The organism is Micromonospora sp. NPDC049060, assembly GCF_040649055.1.
GTDB lineage: Bacteria > Actinomycetota > Actinomycetes > Mycobacteriales > Micromonosporaceae > Micromonospora > Micromonospora reichwaldensis.
Genome location: NZ_JBEZEV010000031.1, coordinates 45,888 through 64,671 on the forward strand (window position 1 = coordinate 45,888; position 18,784 = coordinate 64,671).

The 18,784-nt window shown below is 74.1% G+C and carries 13 protein-coding genes; 8 read left to right on the forward strand and 5 right to left on the reverse strand.

The genetic code is table 11. The features are described 5' to 3' along the window. Positions 1 to 6: 6 nt before the first annotated feature. The 5 genes from AB0B83_RS14475 (at position 7) to AB0B83_RS14495 (ending at position 8,340) form a co-directional block, all read left to right on the forward strand. A complete protein-coding gene (locus tag AB0B83_RS14475; RefSeq protein WP_357578585.1) occupies positions 7 to 4,983 on the forward strand; it encodes an amino acid adenylation domain-containing protein in 4,977 nt (1,658 codons plus the stop codon). Then, positions 4,976 to 5,866, forward strand: coding sequence for an AzlC family ABC transporter permease (locus tag AB0B83_RS14480; RefSeq protein WP_357578586.1), 891 nt, complete (start codon positions 4,976 to 4,978; stop codon positions 5,864 to 5,866). Before AB0B83_RS14475 ends, AB0B83_RS14480 begins: the two co-directional genes overlap by 8 nt. Before the next feature lie 5 nt (positions 5,867 to 5,871). Beyond that, positions 5,872 to 6,201, forward strand: a complete 330-nt coding sequence (locus AB0B83_RS14485; protein WP_357578587.1) for an AzlD domain-containing protein — start codon at positions 5,872 to 5,874, stop codon at positions 6,199 to 6,201. After that, entirely contained in the window at positions 6,183 to 7,043 is an 861-nt protein-coding gene (locus AB0B83_RS14490; protein ID WP_357578588.1) for a carbon-nitrogen hydrolase family protein, read from the forward strand. Before AB0B83_RS14485 ends, AB0B83_RS14490 begins: the two co-directional genes overlap by 19 nt. 121 nt (positions 7,044 to 7,164) lie before the next feature. After that, positions 7,165 to 8,340 carry a PLP-dependent aspartate aminotransferase family protein gene (locus tag AB0B83_RS14495; RefSeq protein WP_357578589.1) on the forward strand — a complete coding sequence of 392 codons (1,176 nt, stop codon included), beginning with the start codon at positions 7,165 to 7,167 and terminating at the stop codon, positions 8,338 to 8,340. A 21-nt stretch (positions 8,341 to 8,361) separates the two neighbouring features. Here the strand turns inward: AB0B83_RS14495 and AB0B83_RS14500 are convergent, their stop codons facing one another. Continuing rightward, on the reverse strand, positions 8,362 to 9,291 hold the full coding sequence (locus tag AB0B83_RS14500) for a diacylglycerol kinase family protein (RefSeq protein ID WP_357578590.1): 930 nt from the start codon (positions 9,289 to 9,291) through the stop codon (positions 8,362 to 8,364). A gap of 183 nt (positions 9,292 to 9,474) precedes the next feature. Here AB0B83_RS14500 and AB0B83_RS14505 point away from each other — a divergent pair, with 183 nt between their 5' ends. Next, positions 9,475 to 9,765 (forward strand): hypothetical protein, encoded by a 291-nt coding sequence (locus tag AB0B83_RS14505; RefSeq protein WP_207914442.1) that lies wholly within the window; start codon positions 9,475 to 9,477, stop codon positions 9,763 to 9,765. A 74-nt stretch (positions 9,766 to 9,839) separates the two neighbouring features. Here the strand turns inward: AB0B83_RS14505 and AB0B83_RS14510 are convergent, their stop codons facing one another. From AB0B83_RS14510 to AB0B83_RS14525, 4 genes are all read right to left on the reverse strand, one after another. Then, the gene (locus AB0B83_RS14510; protein ID WP_357578595.1) at positions 9,840 to 11,240 is read right to left on the reverse strand and encodes a GH1 family beta-glucosidase; all 1,401 of its coding nucleotides are present in this window, start codon (positions 11,238 to 11,240) and stop codon (positions 9,840 to 9,842) included. 25 nt (positions 11,241 to 11,265) lie between these two features. Continuing rightward, positions 11,266 to 12,105: a carbohydrate ABC transporter permease gene (locus tag AB0B83_RS14515; RefSeq protein WP_132238333.1), complete on the reverse strand. Its 840-nt coding sequence runs from the start codon at positions 12,103 to 12,105 to the stop codon at positions 11,266 to 11,268. After that, positions 12,098 to 13,084, reverse strand: a complete 987-nt coding sequence (locus AB0B83_RS14520; protein ID WP_357578591.1) for a sugar ABC transporter permease — start codon at positions 13,082 to 13,084, stop codon at positions 12,098 to 12,100. The genes AB0B83_RS14515 and AB0B83_RS14520 overlap by 8 nt, the downstream gene beginning before the upstream one ends. Before the next feature lie 66 nt (positions 13,085 to 13,150). After that, positions 13,151 to 14,449, reverse strand: coding sequence for a sugar ABC transporter substrate-binding protein (locus AB0B83_RS14525; RefSeq protein WP_357578592.1), 1,299 nt, complete (start codon positions 14,447 to 14,449; stop codon positions 13,151 to 13,153). Between the two features lie 220 nt (positions 14,450 to 14,669). Here AB0B83_RS14525 and AB0B83_RS14530 point away from each other — a divergent pair, with 220 nt between their 5' ends. Together AB0B83_RS14530 and AB0B83_RS14535 are read left to right on the forward strand one after the other, a co-directional pair. Next, positions 14,670 to 15,908, forward strand: a complete 1,239-nt coding sequence (locus AB0B83_RS14530; protein ID WP_357578593.1) for an ROK family transcriptional regulator — start codon at positions 14,670 to 14,672, stop codon at positions 15,906 to 15,908. A 174-nt stretch (positions 15,909 to 16,082) separates the two neighbouring features. Beyond that, on the forward strand, positions 16,083 to 18,710 hold the full coding sequence (locus tag AB0B83_RS14535) for a discoidin domain-containing protein (protein WP_357578594.1): 2,628 nt from the start codon (positions 16,083 to 16,085) through the stop codon (positions 18,708 to 18,710). Positions 18,711 to 18,784: the final 74 nt, after the last annotated feature.

Consider the following 18,784-nt stretch of genomic DNA (forward strand, 5'->3'; position numbering starts at 1 on the left):
GAGATCATGCAGTCGCTGATGACGCGGGGCCAGCTCAAGATCGCCGCGGCGCGCCGCCCGGAGCACGCCCGCCACTGGCGTGCCGTGCTCGGCTCCGGCGCCGACCCGGTCGGCTTCCCCGCCGACCGCACCCCGGCGCCCGGCGCCCCGCCCGAGCCGGCGGCCGTCACCGTGCCGCTCGACGAGGCGGTGGTCGACCGGCTCACCCGGGCCGGCCGGGGCGGCGAGGACGCCCGCCAGGTCCTGGTGACGGCCGCGGTGGCCGCCCTGCTGCGCCGCTACACCGGCGCCGACGACATGCTCGTCGGCCGTCCGGGCGAGCCGGGGCAGTTGGCCGGGATGCTGCCGTTGCGGGTGCGCTGCGCGGCGGAGAGCAGCTACCGCGACCTGGTCGGGCAGTTGCGCACGGCGGTGCCCGAGGCGGCGCGCCACGCCGACTACCCGGTCGAGTTGCTGGCCGAGGAACTGGCGGCGGACGCCGGTCCCGGCCCGCACCCGCTCGTCGACGTGGCGGTGGGGGGCGGCGCCCCGGACGGCGCCGGGGTCGGGGTGTTCTTCGCCCTCGGCGCCGCCGAGGTGACGGTCCACCACGACGCCCGCCGCTACGACGGCGCCACGGCCGAGCGGATCGGCGCCCACCTGGCGCTGTTGCTGGGTCGGGCGCTGGCGGAGCCGGACGCGCCGGTGGCGGACCTGAGCCTGCTGACGGACGGCGACCGGGACGTGCTGCGGGAGGTCAACGACACCGGCGTCGGCCAGGACCCGGCCGGCCGGCCGGACGAGTGGGTCGCCCGGTGGGCCGCCGCCCGCCCGGACGCCGTCGCCGTCCGTACCGCGGCCGGCAGTTGGACGTACGCGGAACTGGAGGCCCGGGTGGCCGCGTACGCCGAGCGGCTGCGCGGCGCCGGGGTGGGCGCGGAGTCGATCGTCGGCGTGCTCGCCGAGCGCTCCCGCGAGCAGTTGGTGGCGATCCTGGCCACCCTGCGGGCCGGCGGCGCCTACCTGCCGGTCGACCCCGGTTACCCGGCGGCGCGCGTCGCCTACCTGCTCGACGACAGCGGGGCCGCTGTGGTGCTCGCCGCCGACCCGGCGCGGGTCCCGGACGGCGTGCCGGTGCTCCCGCTGCCGACCGCCGGCCCGGTGCCCGCCGCCGTCCCGTCGCCCGGCCCCGACGCGCCGCGCCACGGGCGGGACCTCGCGTACGTCATCTACACCTCCGGCTCGACCGGCGCCCCGAAGGGCGCGATGATCGAGCACCGCTCGCTGGCCAACCGGCTGGCCTGGATGCAGCGGCTGTACCCGATCGGCCCCGCCGACGTGATCCTGCACAAGACCCCCACCACCTTCGACGTGTCGGTGTGGGAGCTGTTCTGGTGGGCCCGCGAGGGCGCCTCCGTCTGCCTGCTTCCCGCTGGCGCGGAGCGCGACCCGGAGGCCATCATCGGGGCGGTCGAGGCGCACGGCGTCACCACCGTGCACTTCGTGCCGTCGATGCTGGGCGCGTTCCTCGACTACCTCGGCACCGCCGACACCGGCCGGCTGGCGAGCCTGCGGCAGGTCTTCGCCAGCGGCGAGGCGCTCGGTCCCCGGCAGGTGGACCGGCTCGCGGAGCTGCTGCCCGGCGCGACGCTTGTCAACCTGTACGGCCCCACCGAGGCCACCGTCGACGTCACCCACCACCGCTGCCGGCCCGGCCGGGAGCGGGTGCCGATCGGCCGGCCCGTGGACAACACCCGCCTGTACGTGCTCGACGAGCGGCTACGCCCCCAGCCGGTGGGGGTGCCGGGGGAGCTGTGCGTCGCCGGGGTGCAGCTCGCCCGGGGCTACCTCAACCGCCCGGAGCTGACCCGGGACCGCTTCGTCGCCGCGCCGGAGGTGGGCGAGGAGCGGGTGTACCGCACGGGCGACCTGGCCCGGCTGCTGCCCGACGGCACGCTCGACTACCTCGGCCGCCTCGACCACCAGGTGAAGGTTCGCGGCTACCGCGTCGAGCTGGGCGAGGTGGAGGAGGCGCTGCGCGGGCACCCGGCCGTCAAGGACGCGGTGGTGGTGGCCCGCGACGGCAACCTGATCGGCTACGTGGTCGCCGACGAGCCGGTGGGCGAGGCGACGCTCACCGCCCACCTCGGCACCCTGCTGCCGGGCTACCTGGTCCCCGCCCGGGTGGTCGAGCTGGCGGAGTTCCCGCTGTCGGGCAGCGGCAAGCTGGACCGGCGGTCGCTGCCCGAGCCGGCCGCGCCCGAGCGGCCGTACGTGGCGCCGCGCACCGGGCCCGAGCGGATCCTCGCCGACATCTGGGCCGAGGTGCTGGGTCTCGACCGGGTCGGCGTGGAGGACAACTTCTTCGCCATCGGCGGCAACTCGATCCACTTCGTCACCGTGCTGGCCCGGGCGCACGCCGCCGGGGTGGACCTCACGTTCCAGCAGCTGTTCCGCCACCCGACGATCGCGGCGCTGCTCGCGGCCGGCCCGCCGGGCGCGGAACGGGCGGTGGCGCACCCGCCGTTCGCCCTGCTCGACGAGGCGGACCGGGCCCTGCTGCCGGACGGGGTGGTCGACGCGTACCCGCTCGGGCAGCTCCAGGCGGGGCTGATCTACGAGAACGAGCTGTCCCGGGGCGCCGCCCAGTACCACGACATCATCAGCTTCCTGATCAATGCGCCCTTCGACGAGGCGACGTTCACCGAGGCGGTGCGGATCCTCGTCGCGCGGCACCCGATCTTCCGGACCAGCTACCACCTGACCGGCTTCGGCGAGTACCTGCAACTCGTGCACGCCGACGCGCCGAGCCCGCTGTGGGTGGTGGACCTGCGCGACCGCGACCCGGCCGAGCAGGAACGCTGGCACGCCGACTGGCACGCGCGCGAGCAGTCGTACCGGTTCCGCTGGCAGGAGCCGGGCCTGGTCCGCATCCACGTGCACGTCCTCGGCGACGAGCTGTACCGCTACAGCGTCAGCCAGCACAACTCGGCGCTGGACGGCTGGAGCATCACCCTGCTGCACACCCAGCTCTTCGACACCTACTACCGGCTGCTGGCCGGGGACCGGCCGGACGAGGGACCGGCGGAGAACCACTTCCGCGACTACATCGGGCTGGAACGCCGGGCGCTGGAGTCGGCGGCGGACCGCGACTTCTGGCGCGGCGTCCTCGCCGCGGGCGGGGTCACCGAGCTGCCCCGGTGGCAGCCGCCGGAGGCGCCGGCCGAGCGGCCCGTCGTCTTCCACGAGGTGGAGATCGACGACGCGCTCTCCGAGCGGCTGCTGCGCGCGGCCGACCGGTTGGCGGTGCCGCTGAAGACCGTGCTGCTGGCCGCGCACGTCAAGGTGGTCGGCGCGCTCGCCGGGGACACCGAGGTCGTCACCGGGTACGAGCAGAGCGGCCGGCCGGAGGCGGAGGGCGCCACGGGGGCGCTGGGGCTGTTCCTCAACACCGTGCCGATGCGGGTGGACCTGGGCGGCGGCTCCTGGGCCGACCTGGTCCGGGCGGTGTACCGCGCGGAGGCGGACCTGCTGCCCCACCGGCGCTACCCGATGGCGCAGATGAAGGCGGACGCCGGCACCACCGACCTGCTGTTCGAGACCGTCTTCAACTACACCCACTTCTACCTGCTCAAGCAGCTGCGCGAGCTGCCCGGCTTCGACCTGCTCGACGTGCAGGTGAGCACGGAGACGGAGTTCGCGCTGCGCGCCGAGTTCATGCGGGACTTCTTCACCGACCGGGTCCGGCTGAGCCTGCACTACCATTCGGCGGCCTTCACGCCGGAGCAGGCGGCGGGCATCGGCGAGGTGTACCGGCGGGTGCTGGCGGAGCTGGCGACCGACCCGGAGCGCGCCCACGACGGGCTGCGGCCCGGCCTGCCCGAGCCCCGGGTCGCCCCGACCCGGCGCCGCTTCGACCGGGCCGCACCGGCGACGCGCCGGCCGGCGGCGCCGGCGGGGCGGACCGCGCCGGGCACGCCCGTCGCCCGGCGGATCGCCGAGGCGTGGGCGGCGGCGCTCGACGTGCCGCTGGCCGGGATCGCCGAGGAGGACAACTTCTTCGACCTGGGCGGCAACTCGCTCGCCGCGATGCGGGTGATCGCCGCGCTACGGCCCCTGGTCACCCTGCGGCAGCTGATGACCACCTCCACGCTCGGCCCGCTGGCCCGGGCCGTCGAGGCGGACGCCGCGCCGGAGGACCGGCTGCTGCAACCGCTGTCCCCGCCGGACGCCGCGCACGACCGGGTCCTGGTCTGCTTCCCGTACGCGGCGGGCAACCCGCTCGCCTTCCGGCCGCTGGCCGAGGCGCTGGCCCCGCACCGGATCGCGGTGCACGCCGTGGCGCTGCCGGGGCACGACGTCAGCCGGCCCGAGCCGCTGCTGGACCTGCCGGAGCTGACCCGCCGGGTGGCCGCCGAGATCGGGGAGCTGGGCGGCCGGCCGGTGCTGGTCTGGGGGCACTGCGTCGGCGCGGCGGCGGCGATCGAGGTCACCCGGCTGCTCGCCGCCGCCGGCCGGCCACCCGAGCGGCTCTTCCTCGGCGGCAAGCTGCTGCGCGGGCCGGAGGAGATCGACGCCAGCATCGCGGAGGTCACCGGCATGGCGCCGGCGGACGTGGTGGGCTGGCTGGTGGACCAGACCGGCTTCACCGAGCTGGACGGCCTGGACGCGGGGCACGTCGACGCCCTGGTCGCCGCCTTCCGGCACGACGCCGTCGGCTCGCACCGCTACCTGCGGGACCGGGTGGGGGAGCCGCTGCCGGTGCCGGTCACGGTGGTCGTGGCCGCCGACGACCCGTTGACGGCCGGGCCGGGCGCGGCGCACGAGGCGTGGCGGCGGGTCGCCGCCGACGTGGAGCTGAGGGAGATCGACGGGGGCGGACACTACTTCTGCCGCACCCGCGCGGCCGACGTGGCCGCTATCGTCGGCGCGACGGGTCCGGGCGCGCCGCCGGCGGCCGCCGCCGTACCGTCCGCCCGCCGTCCTGGGGAGAACCATGTCTGACCGTACGCCGACCGCGCGGGACGAGTTCGTCGCCGGCGCCCGCTCGATGGTGCCGTTCCTGCTCTCCGCCTTTCCGCTGGGCGTGATCGGCGGCACCCTCGGCCTGGCCGCCGGCCTGTCCTACCTGGAGACGTTCGGCCTGGCCATGGTGGTCAACTCCGGGACCGCCCAGTTCATCGGCTTCAAGCTGATCTCGGAGGGGGCGGCCTGGCCGGTCATCGTCCTGACGACGCTGATCCTCAGCCTGCGGATGCTGATCTACTCCACGCTGCTCGCGCCGCACGTGCGCGAGTTGCCGCAGCGCTGGCGGCTGCTGCTGGGCTTCGGCCTGATCGACGCGGTGTTCTTCGTGGCCTTCGACCGGATCAAGGGCGACGAGCCGGCCCGGCGCAAGAGCATGTTCTACTTCGGCGCCTCCGCGGTCATGTACGTCAACTGGGCTGTCGCCACGGTGGTCGGCATGATCGCCGGGCACCTGCTGCCGGAGCGGCTGCGTTCCGGCCTGGACTTCCCGATGACCGCCGTCTTCCTGGTCGTGCTCGCCTCGGCGCTGGTCGGCTGGAAGGTCTGGACGACGGCGGTCTCCGCCGGGGCGCTGGCCCTGCTCCTGCTCGGGCTGCCCTACAACCTCGGCCTGATCGTGGCGGCGTTCGGCGGCGCGTTCGTCGGCATGGCCTGCGAGCTGGTGGAACGGCGGTGGTTCCCGCCGAAGCCGGCGGAGCCGGGCCAGCCGGGGGAGGAACCGGGCGAGCCGGGGGAGACGCCAGGGGAGACGGCGGAGTCGGGCGGGCCGGAGCCGAGAACGCCGCAGCCGCGGACCGCCGGGGCGGCGGCCGGGGAACGCCGGGCCGTCGAGACGGCCCGTGACACGGACGGAAGGTGACCGGAATGTCCATGCTGCTGCTCATCCTCGGGATGGGGCTCGCCACCTTCGCGCCCCGGTACCTGCCGCTGCTGGTCTTCCGCGACCGGGTGCTCCCCGACGACGTCAAGGTCTTCCTCGGCTACCTCCCGCCGGCGCTGCTGGCGGCCATCGCCGTCCCGTCGGTGATCGCCCCGGTGGACAACCGGATCGAGATCACCGTCGTCACCGTCCCGTACCTGGTGGCGGGCCTGGTCACGCTGGTGACCGGCCTCTTCGTCGAGCGTTTCATGATCGTCTGGACGGTGGGCCTGGTGGTCTTCTTCGGTTTGCGCTGGTGGCTGGGGGCCGTGTGACGGCCGCCCACCCCGCCGGCCGCGCCCCGCTGCGGGTCGCGGCCGCCCAGGTCACCGCCGTCCCCGGCGACCTCGCCGGCAACGCGCGGACCGCGGCGCGGAGCATCGCCGAGGCGGCGGCCCGCGGCGTCCACCTCGTCGTCTTCCCCGAGCTGTCGCTCTGCGGCTACGACATCGGACTGCTGCACGACGACATCGCGCGGTGCGCCGTCGAGGCGGGCGGTGACCCGCTCGACGTCGTCGCCGAGGCCTGCCGCACCCACCGGGTGGTGGCGGTGGTCGGCGGCTGCCGGCGACGTGCCGACGGCTGGGCGATCGGCGCCCTGGTGGTCGGCGCGGACGGCCGGCCCGCCGCCGCGTACGACAAGCGCCACCTCGACCGCGACGAGCGCGAGCTGTTCGTGCCCGGCCGGGCCGACTGCCTGGTCGAGGTGCGCGGCTGGCGGCTCGGCCTGGGGGTCTGCTACGACGCGAGCTTCCCCGAACACGCTCGCGCGCTGGCCCTCGCCGGCGCCGACGCCTACCTGTGCCCGAGCGCTTTCACGACGGGCGACTCCGACCACCGGCGCGGCGTGTACTTCCCGGCCCGCGCCCTGGAGAACACCTGCTACGTGCTGTTCGCCAACTTCGCGGGATCGCACGGCGACTGGGAGTTCGCCGGTCGCAGCGCCGTGTACGCTCCCGACGGTCGGGTCCTCGCCGACGCCGGCACGGGACCCGGGCTCGCCGTCGCCGACCTGGACGACGCCGTGCTGCGCCGGCACCGCGACGCGCTGCGGATGCTCACCGACCGGGCCGCGCCCGCGCAGCCCCCGGTGGCCGTGCCCGTCCCGGCCGGGTGACCGCCCGTCCGCCGGGAGCGTCCACGCGGACGAGCCGTCGTCGGGCGCCCGCCGCCCGGGTGACGCCCGCACCTGTCCGACCCGCCGTCCCGGCGGGCAGCCCACCACGTGAGGAGAACCTGTGACCGGCACCGGCACGATCGCTGTCCACGGCGACGACGGGTTGAGCCCGGGCGGGGCGGTGTCGCCGCCGATCGTGCAGAGCGCCACCTTCAGCGCCGAGTCCGACGAGCAGTTCGCCGCCGTCGCCACCGAGACCCGGGGCAACGCCTTCTACACGCGCTACGGCAACCCGAACCACGCGCAGGTCGCCGCCGTGGTCGCCCAGCTGGAGGGCGTCGAGGCGGGCCTGGTCACCGCCTCCGGGATGGGCGCGATCAGCACGATCGCCCTGGCCCTGCTCTCCGCCGGGGACCACGTCATCGTGCAGCGCAGCACGTACGGCGGCACGACGTCCCTGGTCACCGGCCTGCTGGCCCGCTTCGGGGTGGCCTTCACCCAGGTGGACCAGACCGACACCGAGGCCTTCGTCCGGGCGCTGCGCCCGCAGACCCGGCTGGTCCTGGTGGAGACCCCGAGCAACCCCCTGCTCGAACTGACCGACCTGGCCGCCGTCGTCGAGCTGGCGCACGCCAACGACGCGCTGGTCGCGGTCGACAACACCTTCGCCACCCCGGTCAACCAGCGGCCGGCGGAGTTCGGCGCCGACCTGGTGTGGCACAGCGGGACGAAGTACCTCGGCGGGCACTCCGACGTCTCGGCCGGGGTGGTCGTCGGCTCCGCCGACCTCGTCGACCGGGTCTGGCAGACCGCCATCGTCACCGGCAGCACCCTCGGCCCCATCGACGCCTGGCTGCTGCTGCGGGGCATCCGCACCCTGTCGCTGCGGGTGGACCGGCACAACGCCAACGCGCTGGCCCTGGCCCGGGCGGTCGAGGGCCACCCGGCCGTGCGGCGGGTCCGCTACCCGGGGCTGCCGACGCATCCCCAGCACGAGCTGGCCGGCCGGCAGATGACCGGCTTCGGCGGGGTGCTCAGCGTCGAGCTGCGCGACGGGCGGGCGGCGGCCGGGCTGCTCGACGGCCTCCGCCTGGCCAAGCGGGCGGCCAGCCTGGGCAGCGTCAGCACCCTCGTGGTGCACCCGCGCTCGATGTGGGCCGGGATCGTCGACGCCGAGCAGCTGGCCGCCACCGGCATCGGCGAGGGCCTCGTCCGGGTCTCCACCGGCATCGAGGACACCGAGGACCTCGTCGCCGACTTCCTGGCGGCCCTCGACGCGGCGGACCGGGCGGAGTAGCACCCCGGCCGGCCGCGCGGGTCAGCGGTCCGGGCTCCCGGCCGGCGCCATCACGCGCAGCGCGTTGGCGTCCAGGCCGATCCGGATCGGCGTACGGCCGCACAGCTCGCCGTCGACCTCGACGCGCGCCGGCCGGTCGGTCTCCAGCCACAGCTCCCCGACGGCGAGGAACGGCTCGTCGCCGACGGAGCGCCGGTGCCCGGTCACCGCGTTGCGGGCCGTGTCGCGCAGCAGTCCACGGCGGTTCGCGCCGCCGACCGGGTACGCGACCAGCAGCCGGTCGTCGGCGTCGGCGTCGGCGGCGATCGGGCGTCCGGCGTGGAAGCCGCCGTTGGCCACGTACACCTGGTGGGTGCGGAACTCGTGCCGGGCGTCCCCGGCGCGGACGGTGACCCGCAGCGGGCGGTGCCGGGCCAGCAGGGCCAGGGCGGTGAGCGGGTACGCCAGCCGGCCGGTGACCCGCTTCAGGCGCGGCGGCGTCCGCAGCATGATGTCGGCGGAGAGGCCGACACCGACGTGGTTGGTGAACCGCATGTCGCCGGCGAGGCCGAGGTCGACGTCGATCACCGTGCCGCCGGTCAGCACGTCGACGGCCCGGTCGAGGTCGAGCGGGACGCCGACGGTGCGGGCGAAGTTGTTGGTGGTGCCCAGCGGCAGCAGGCCGAGCGCCATGTCGCGGTGGGCGAGCAGCCGCGCGGCGGTGCTGAGGGTGCCGTCCCCGCCGCCGGCCACCAGCAGGTCCGGCCCGAGGTCGACGGCCGCGGTGAGGACGCGTTCGAGCTGGCCGGGCTGCTCGACGGGGTGGTCGCCCAGCAGGTGGAAGCCGGCCGCCGTCAGCCGGGCCCGGGCCTGCTCGTGCAGTTGGCGGCCACGGCGGGAGTGGGCGTTGACGACGAGGACGGCCCGCCGGTCCCGCCGGATGGCCGCGCCCAGTTCCTGCTTCGTCCGCATGGGCCCCGACCCTATCGGCATCCCGGACGCCGGCACGAGGACGCGGGGGATCGCAGGCATAGAAGGTTTTCGACGTATTCGTTAGGGGGGCGGGAAGGAAGGTTTCCACCCCGGAGGTGTCGATTTCGGGCCCAACGACTGGGGCTACGTGCGCAGCGAGTGCATCGGGGGCTACGACTCGTGGTGAGCGGGGGAGTGCCGCGCCGGCTCGGCGCGTTGCTGGCGACCGTCTGCGCCGTACTGGCGCTCACGCCGTCGGCCGGGCACGCCGCGAACGGGACGATCGGGCAGCGGGAGACGGTGTGCGCCGAGGACCTCTTCGTCCGCACCGCCCCGGTCGGGGCGTGGATGGGCACTCTCTACCGCGGCCAGACGTTCCTCGTCGAGGGGCCGCGCAGCGGCGGCTACGTCTACGGCTTCGCCTACGGGCACGTCAACCGGCGCGGCTGGGTGCAGGACGGCTGGTTCTGCTGACCCCGCCCGGCGGGTGACCCTCGGAGTCCCGGGCGGGACCGGGACTCCGAGGGGTCCGGCGGATCGTCGCCGGCTCACCGGGAGGGCGTCAGCCGCCCGGTACGCCGCCGGTGGGCGCGGATCAGCTCGGCGTAGCGCAGGCCGCTCGCCTTGACCGTCCGGCGCTGGGTGGGGTAGTCCACGTGCACCAGCCCGAAGCGCTTGTCGTACCCGTACGACCACTCGAAGTTGTCGAGCAGCGACCAGACGAAGTAGCCGGCCAGCGGCACGCCCCGGTCGACCGCCGCCGCGCACGCCGCCAGGTGCCGCTCCAGGTGGTCGGTGCGCTCCCGGTCCTCGACGGTGCCGTCGGCGGTGACCTCGTCCCGCCACGCCGACCCGCTCTCGGTGACGAGCACCCGCGCCGGGGCGTACTCCTCGGTCACCGCGACCAGCAGCTGCTCCAGCCCGGCCGGGTACGCCTCCCAGCCCATCGCGGTGTGCACCGCGCCCGGCACCGGCACCTGCCGGGCGTACGGCGCCGGCCCCGCCGGGTCGTCGGCCACCACCTGACGGAAGTAGTAGTTCAGGCCGAGGTAGTCGGTGGGGGTGGCGATCACCGTCAGGTCGTCGCCCCGCACCGGCGGCTCGACGCCGTACGTGGCGACCATGTCGGCCGGGTAGCCGCGTCCGTGCAGCGGGTCGAGCCACCACCGGTTGACGTGGCCGTCCATCCGCCGGGCGGCGGCCACGTCCTCGGGCCGGTCGCTCGCCGGCTCGCAGGGGCTGGGATTGAGCACGATCCCGACGGAGGCGGGCCGGGCGGCGGCGGCCCGGATCGCCCGGGTGGCCAGCCCGTGCCCGAGCAGGACGTGGTGCGAGGCGCGCACCGCCCTGGCCAGGTCCCGCTCGCCGGGCGCCATCCGGCCCTCCAGGTGCCCGATCCAGGACACGCAGAGCGGCTCGTTGACGGTGGTCCAGTCGGCGACCCGGTCGCCGAGGCGGGCGGCCACGACGGCGGCGTAGTCGGCGAACGCCTCGGCGGTGGTCCGCTCCGGCCAGCCGCCCCGGTCCTGCAACGCCTGCGGCAGGTCCCAGTGGTAGAGCGTCACGAACGGGCGGATCCCCGCCGCCAGCAGGGCGTCGACCAGCCGGTCGTAGAAGTCCAGGCCCTTCGGGTTGACCCGGCCGACGCCGTCGGGCCGCACCCGGGGCCAGGCCACCGAGAACCGGTACGCGTCCACCCCGAGCCGCCGCATCAGCGCCACGTCCTGCGGCCACCGGTGGTAGTGGTCGCAGGCCACCGCGCCGGTGTCGCCGTTGTCGACGGCGCCCGGCACGTCGCAGAAGGTGTCCCAGATGGACGGCGCGCGGCCGTCGGCGCGGACGGCCCCCTCGATCTGGTACGCGGCGGTGGCGACCCCCCAGAGGAAGTCGGGCGGCAGCGTGGACAGGTCCGGCACGGGTGGGCTCTCCTTCGGATGTGCGGCCGACATGGCCTCGTGTGCGGCCGTCACGGCCTCACCTGACCGCGCCGGCGGTGAGGCCGGCGACGAAGTAGCGCTGCAACGCCAGGAAGCCGGCCACCACCGGGACGCTGACCACCAGCGACGCGGCCATCACCTGGTTCCAGTAGACGTTGAACTGGGTGGAGTAGCCCTGGAGGCCGACGGCGAGGGTGCGGCTGCCCTCGTCGGTCATCACCGAGGCGAAGAGCACCTCGCCCCAGGCGGTCATGAAGGCGTACACGGCGACGGCGACGACGCCCGGCACCGCCGTCGGCAGGATGACCCGGAACAGCGTGCGGAGCGGGCCGGCGCCGTCGACCTGCGCCGCCTCGTCGAGGCCGCGGGGGATCGAGTCGAAGTAGCCGACAAGCATCCAGATCGAGAACGGCAGCGAGAACGTCAGGTACGTGATGATCAGGCCGGTGCGGCTGGCGTACAGCTGGATGCCGGTGGCGGTGCCGAGGTTGACGTAGATCAGGAAGAGCGGCAACAGGAAGAGGATCCCGGGGAACATCTGGGTGGACAGGACGGTCACCGAGAACAGCCCTCGGCCCCGGAACCTGTACCGGCTGACGGCGTACGCCGCGAAGATCGCCACGGTGACCGAGAAGACCGCCGCCACGGTCGAGACGACCAGGCTGTTGACCAGGTAGCGGCCCAGCGGCACGGTCGACCACATGTCGACGAAGGCCTGCGCGGTGGGGCGCCGGGGCCACCAGGTGAAGGCGCCCTGCACGTCCTGCAACGGCTTGAGCGCCGAGCTGAGCATGACGTAGAGCGGGACGAGCACGAAGAGCGCGAGCAGGGTCAGCACGATCCGGCGGGCCCAGCGCTCGGCGGCGGTCTCACGCATCGTTCCTCCGGTGGTTGGTCAGCAGCAGGTACCCGGCGGTGACCAGCAGCAGGAACAGCAGCAGCGCCACCGACATCGCCGATCCGGCCCCGAAGTCCCAGGTCTTGAAGGAGCTGCGGTAGATGTGCAGGGAGAGCAGGTTCGCCTGCTCCGGCGCAGAACCGCCGAAGAGCACGTACGGGGTGTTGAAGTCGTTGAAGGTCCAGAGGAACAGCACCAGCACCAGCACCAGGTTGACCGGGCGCAGCATGGGCAGCGTCACCGAGCGCAGCCGCCGCCAGAATCCGGCCCCGTCCATGGCGGCGGCCTCGTACAGCTCGCCGGGGATGTTCTGCAGGCCGGCCATGACGCAGAGGAAGGCGAACGGCCAGGACCGCCAGACCGAGACGGTCAGCAGCGCGACGAAGCTGTTCTCCCCGATCAGCCAGAACGGCCGGTCGTCGAGGAGGTGGAGCTGGTCGACCAGCACGTGGTTGACCAGGCCGGTGTCCCGCTGGAACAGGAAGCTCCAGGTGATCACGGCCGTGTAGACGGGCAGCGCGTACGGGGTGAGGAAGAGCGCGCGCAGCACGGCCCGGCCGCGGAAGGGTCGTTGCAGCAGTACGGCGGCGGTGGTGCCGAGCACCCAGGAGAGCCCGACCGAGGCCACCGTGTAGCCGACGGTCACCCCGAACGAGTGCAGCAGCTGCGCCCCGACCGCCGAGTCGACGTCGAGCACCACGCGGTAGTTCTCCCAGCCCACGAAGGGCGCGGTGGACCAGTCGCGGATGTGGAACTGGGTCAGCTCGCGCAGGCTCATCCACGCCCCGACGAGCATCGGCACGACGTGGACCGCCAGCTCCAGCACGACGGCCGGGGCGAGCAGCAGGTACGGCAGCAACGACCGGCGGCGCCCGGGCGACCAGGGCCGCGCCGGGGCCGCGCGGCGGGCGGGCCGCTCCGGTGCGGCGACGTCCCGGGCGGGCGTGGTGGTGGCCATCGGGGTCCTCTCGCTGGGTGGCCGTGGGCGGGTCGGCGTCCCTCCCACGGCCACCGGTCCGGCGGGTCAGCGCATCTGCTGCTGGGCCCGGGTCAGCTTCTGCCGGACGCTCTCCTCGGTGACCGGTCTGCCGCTGGCGGCGTCGGCGAAGAGTTCCTTGATGGCGGTGCCGACGAGGGTCTCGAAGGTGCTCTCGTCGGGCACCTGCGGCAGCGGCGCTGCCGTGGTGGCGAGGGTCTGCTGGAGCACCTTCTGCTCCGGCGCGGCGAACGCCGGGTCGCCGGCGACGGTGGCGACGGCGGGCAGCGAGCCGTACGTCCTGTTCAGCGCCACCTGCTCGGCGTCGCTGGTCATGAACTTGACGAACTCCAGCGCGGCGTCGCGGTTCTTGGTGTGCTTGAACACCGCCATGTTGATCCCGGCGACCATGCTGTTGACCTTCCTGCCGCCGGCCGGCGGGGCGGCCGGGAACGGCACCGGGGCGATCCCGTACGCGTCGGGGGCCATGTTCTGCGACTTCAGGTTGGACCCGGCGGCCTGCCAGAGCAGCATGGCGGCCTTGCCGTTGGCGAAGTCGGAGACCGACTGGTTCTGCGCGTACTCGGCGTTGCTCGGGTTGACGATCCGGTCGACGGCCATCAGGTCGACGTACCGCTTGACGGCGGTGACGTTCTGCGGGGTGTCGAAGGTCGGCTTGCCGGCGGAGTCGAACCACTCGCCGCCGTACTGCTGGCTGAAGGTGAAGGCGTGGTGGGCGTTCTCCGACGGGTTGGCGCCCTCGACGGCGAGGCCCCAGCGGTCGCCGCCGGTCAGCTTGCGGCCGACCTCGGCCACCTGCTCCCAGGTGGTGGGCGGGCTGGTGACGCCGGCGTCGGCGAACGCCTTCTTGTTGTAGTAGAGGGCGTAGGCGAGGCTGTAGAGCGGCACCGCGGCCGGCGGCTTGCCAGGCGCGCCCGCGGCGGCCAGCGCGGCGGGCACGAACCGGTCCTTCCCGCCGACCTTGGCGAGGGTGGCGTCGTCGAACTCGACAAGCGCGCCGGTGGCCTGCAACGACGCCGACCAGGTGTTGCCGATGTTGACCACGTCGGGGCCCTGGCCCGAGGTGGCGGCGGTGAGCAGCCGGTTGAGCAGGTCCGACCAGGGCACCACCTCGACGTTGACCTTGATGCCGGTCTGCTGCTCGAGCTTGTCCAGTTCGGGCTGGAGGGTCTGCTTGTCGGCCTCCAGGCTGGCGCCCTGGTTGCTGGCCCAGTAGGTGAGGGTCTTCCCGGCCGCGCCGGAGGAACCCCCGGAGTCGCCGCAGGCGGTGAGCGTGGTGGCGGCCAGCACGGCCGCCGTGAGTATCGCGAGGTGTCGTCTCGACACGTTCGGCCCTTCCGTTGCACGTGGTGGGGGTCGCCGGCGTCGCGTCGGGAACGGGGGTGAGGGCGCCGGCGGACGGTGGGCGGGGCGCGCCGGCGGGGGCCGACGGCTCGACAGTTCCATCACGACTTAATGAATGTGGTCATTAAAGTGGTTGACTGAGGGGCCGTCAAGCACGGGGTCGTACAGTCGCTCCCGGGGGCCGAGGGGATCGAGGTGGCAGGTGGAGTTGGCGCGCGCGACCAACCGGGGCGTCCGGCTGCGGAACCGGTCCGCCCTGCTGTCGAAGGTCTTCCTGGACGGCCCGCTCACCCGGCAGGCTCTGGTCCGCAGCACGGGGCTGAGCCAGCCGGCGGTCAGCAACGTGGTCGCCGACCTGATCGACGAGGGGCTCATCGCCGAGGCGGGCGCCGCCGAGTCCGACGGCGGCCGGCCCAGCATGATGCTGCGGGTCGCGCCGCGCTTCGCGTTCGTCATCGGGGTGGACGTCGGGGAGACCCGGGTCCGGGTGGAGCTGTTCGACTTCGCGATGGCCCAGCTGGCCAGCGTCGCGTACCCGCTCGATCCCCGGCGGACGGAGCCGGCGGAGGTGGCGGGGCACGTGCTGGCCGGCATCGACGCGGTCACGGCCCGGGCCGGGGTGGCCGTCGACGAGGTGCTCGGCGTCGGCATCGGCGTCTCCGGGGTGGTCGAGCAGGGCCGGGAGGCCGTGGTGCACGCCCAGTCGCTCGGCTGGGACCGGGTGCCGTTGGAGCGGCTGATCGCGGCGGGCACCGACCTGCCGCTGCACGTCGACAACGGGGCGAAGACGCTCGGCCAGGCGGAGATGTGGTTCGGCGCGGGCCGGGGGGCCCGGCACGCCGTCTTCGCGCTTGTCGGCTCGGGGGTCGGCACCGCGGTGGTGACCAACGGGGTGACCTACCGGGGCGCCTCCAGCAGTGCGGGAGAGTGGGGGCACACCACCCTGCTCTACGGCGGGCGGCCCTGTCGCTGCGGAGCCCGTGGCTGCCTGGAGGCGTACGTCGGCGCGGAGGCCGTCATCGACCGCTACCGCGAGGCCCGGGGCGGTCACCCGGTCCCGGGCGACGACGAGGAGTCCCAGCTGGCGGCCCTGATCGACGCGGCCGGCACCTCGGCCGCCGCCCGGCGGGTGCTGGACGAGACGGCCGAGTACCTCGGCGCCGGGGTGGCCAACCTGATCAACCTGTTCAACCCGGAGCGGGTCGTGCTCGGGGGCTGGGCCGGCATGGCGCTGGGCGGCCTGCTGCCGGCCGTGCGGGAGGCCGCCGGCCGCCAGGCGCTGCGCCAGCCGTACGAGCAGGCCTCGATCGAGCTGGGTCTGCTGGGCGTCGACGCGGTGGCGCTCGGTGCGGCGACGCTCCCGATCGCCCGGCTGCTCACGGCCGGCGGGGTGCGGTCGGCGAATCGGCGGGTTACCGAACAAATCGAACTTCACGGATAAATAACAGCGTTATTTATCGATGTCTTGACGGCTGCGCGACGACGCCGCAACACTCGGACGAGAGCGCTCTCTCCCGTCCCGGCACCGTCCGGCGTCGCCGCCCCGCAGTGCCGCGGCCCCCTTCGTCATCCCGTCACGCCCGAGGTCCCCCACCCTCTATCGACAGGCGAAGTCATGACATCTCGCGCTACATCCGTACGCCCGACGCCGCCGCCAGGGCGACCCGCCCGGCGGCTGCTCATCGGCCTCGCGCTGCTCCTCGTCGCGGCGCTCACCCCCGCCGGCGCGACGCCCCCGGCGCAGGCCGCCCCGAGCCTGCTGTCCCAGGGCCGCCCCGCGACCGCCTCGTCGACGGAGAACGCCGGCACCCCGGCGTCCGCCGCGGTCGACGGCGACGCCGGCACCCGCTGGGCCAGCGCCTTCAGCGACCCCCAGTGGATCCAGGTCGACCTCGGCACCCGGGCCACCCTCAGCCAGGTGGTCCTGTCCTGGGAGGGCGCCTACGGCCGGGCCTTCACGATCCAGACCTCCGACGACGGCGCGGCCTGGACCACCGTGCACAGCACCACCGCCGGCACCGGCGGCACCCAGACGGTGAGCGTGACGGGCGCCGGCCGGTACGTCCGGATGCACGGCACCGCGCGCGGCACCGGATACGGCTACTCCCTCTGGGAGTTCCAGGTCTACGGCGAGGCCGGCGGCACCGCGCCCACCTGCGGCAGCGCCAACGTCGCCCAGGGCCGGCCGGCCACCGCGTCGTCGGTGGAGAACGCCGGCCTCCCCGCCTCGGCGGCGGTCGACGGCAACCCCGGCACCCGCTGGGCCAGCGCCGCCGCCGACCCCCAGTGGCTGCGGGTGGACCTCGGCACCGTCCGGTCGATCTGCCGCGTGGTGCTGACCTGGGAGGCCGCGTACGCGCGGGCGTTCCAGCTCCAGACCTCGACCGACGGCAGCTCCTGGACCACCGTGTACGGCACCACCACCGGCACCGGGGGCAGCCAGTCGCTCGCGGTGGCCGGCAGCGGCCGCTACCTGCGGGTGCACGGCACGGCGCGCGCTACCGCGTACGGCTACTCGCTCTGGGAGCTGGCGGTGAACGTGACAGGCGGCGACGCTCCGCCCGTGGAGCCGACCGACCCCCGCAACCCGAACCTCGGGCCGAACACCTTCGTCTTCGACCCGTCCACCCCGACCGCGACCATCCAGAGCCGGCTGGACACGCTCTTCGCCCAGCAGGAGCGCAACCAGTTCGGCCCCGAGCGCTACGCGGTGCTGTTCAAGCCCGGCAGCTACACCGCCGACGTCAACCTCGGCTTCTTCACCCAGGTCGCCGGCCTCGGCATGAGCCCCGACGACGTGAACCTCAACGGGCACGTCCGGGTCGAGGCGTTCTGGATGGGCGGCAACGCCACGCAGAACTTCTGGCGGGCCGCCGAGAACCTCTCGGTGACCCTGCCGGCCGGGGTGAGCGTGGAGCGCTGGGCGGTCTCGCAGGCCGCGCCCTACCGGCGGATGCACCTGCGCGGCGCGCAGAACCAGATCCAGCTCTGGAACGGCGGCGACGGCTGGTCCAGCGGCGGCCTGATGGCCGACACCAGGATCGACGGCCTGGTCGTCTCCGGTTCGCAGCAGCAGTGGTACTCGCGCAACAGCGAGTTCGGCAACGGCTGGACCGGCTCGGTGTGGAACATGGTCTTCCAGGGCGTCACCGGCGCCCCGCCGCCGCACTTCCCGAACCCCTCGCACACCGTCATCCCGCAGACCCCGCAGGTACGCGAGAAGCCCTTTCTCTACGTCGACGGCACCGGCGAGTACCGGGTCTTCGTGCCGGCGCTGCGCACCAACTCCACCGGCACGAGCTGGTACGGCAGGACCCCGGCCGGCTCCTCCATCTCGCTCAGCCAGTTCTACGTCGTGCGGCCGGGCACCGGCGCGGCCACCATCAACGCCGCGCTCGCCCAGGGCCGGCATCTGCTGTTCACCCCGGGCGTACACCACGTCACCGAGCCGATCCGGGTGGACCGCCCCGACACGGTGGTCCTCGGCCTCGGCCTGGCGACCATCCAGGCCGACAACGGCACCGTCGCGATGCGGGTCGCCGACGTGGACGGCGTGAAGGTGGCGGGCCTCATGTTCGAGGCCGGCCAGGTGAACTCGCCGGTGCTGATGGAGGTCGGGCCGCCCGGCTCGGCGGCCAGCCACGCGGCCAACCCGACCTCGCTGCACGACGTCTTCTTCCGCATCGGCGGGCCGGGCGTCGGCCGGGCCACCAACACGTTGACCGTCAACAGCGACCACGTGATCGGCGACCACATGTGGCTGTGGCGGGCCGACCACGGGGACGGGGTCGGCTGGGCGGTGAACACCGCCGACACCGGCCTGACGGTCAACGGCGACGACGTGACCATGTACGGCCTCTTCGTCGAGCACTACCAGCGCTACCAGACCGTCTGGAACGGCAACGGCGGGCGGACGTACTTCTACCAGAACGAGATGCCGTACGACCCACCGAACCAGGCCGCCTGGATGAACGGGGCCACCCGTGGCTACGCGGCGTACAAGGTGGCCGACGGGGTGAGCAGCCACCAAGCGTGGGGGATGGGCAGCTACTGCTACTTCAACGTCAACCCCGCGGTCGTCGCCGATCGCGCCATCGAGGCGCCGACCAGCCCGAACGTCCGGTTCACCAACATGGTCACCGTCTCCCTCGGCGGCGTTGGCGCGATCAACCGGGTGGTCAACGGCACCGGCGGCACCGCCGACACCGCCAACCAGGTGGTGTACCTGACGAACTATCCGTGACCCCGTAGGGCGGCTCCGGCGACGGGGCGGCCCCGACCAGCGGCGGCCCGGCGGTGCCCAGCACCGGTGACGCC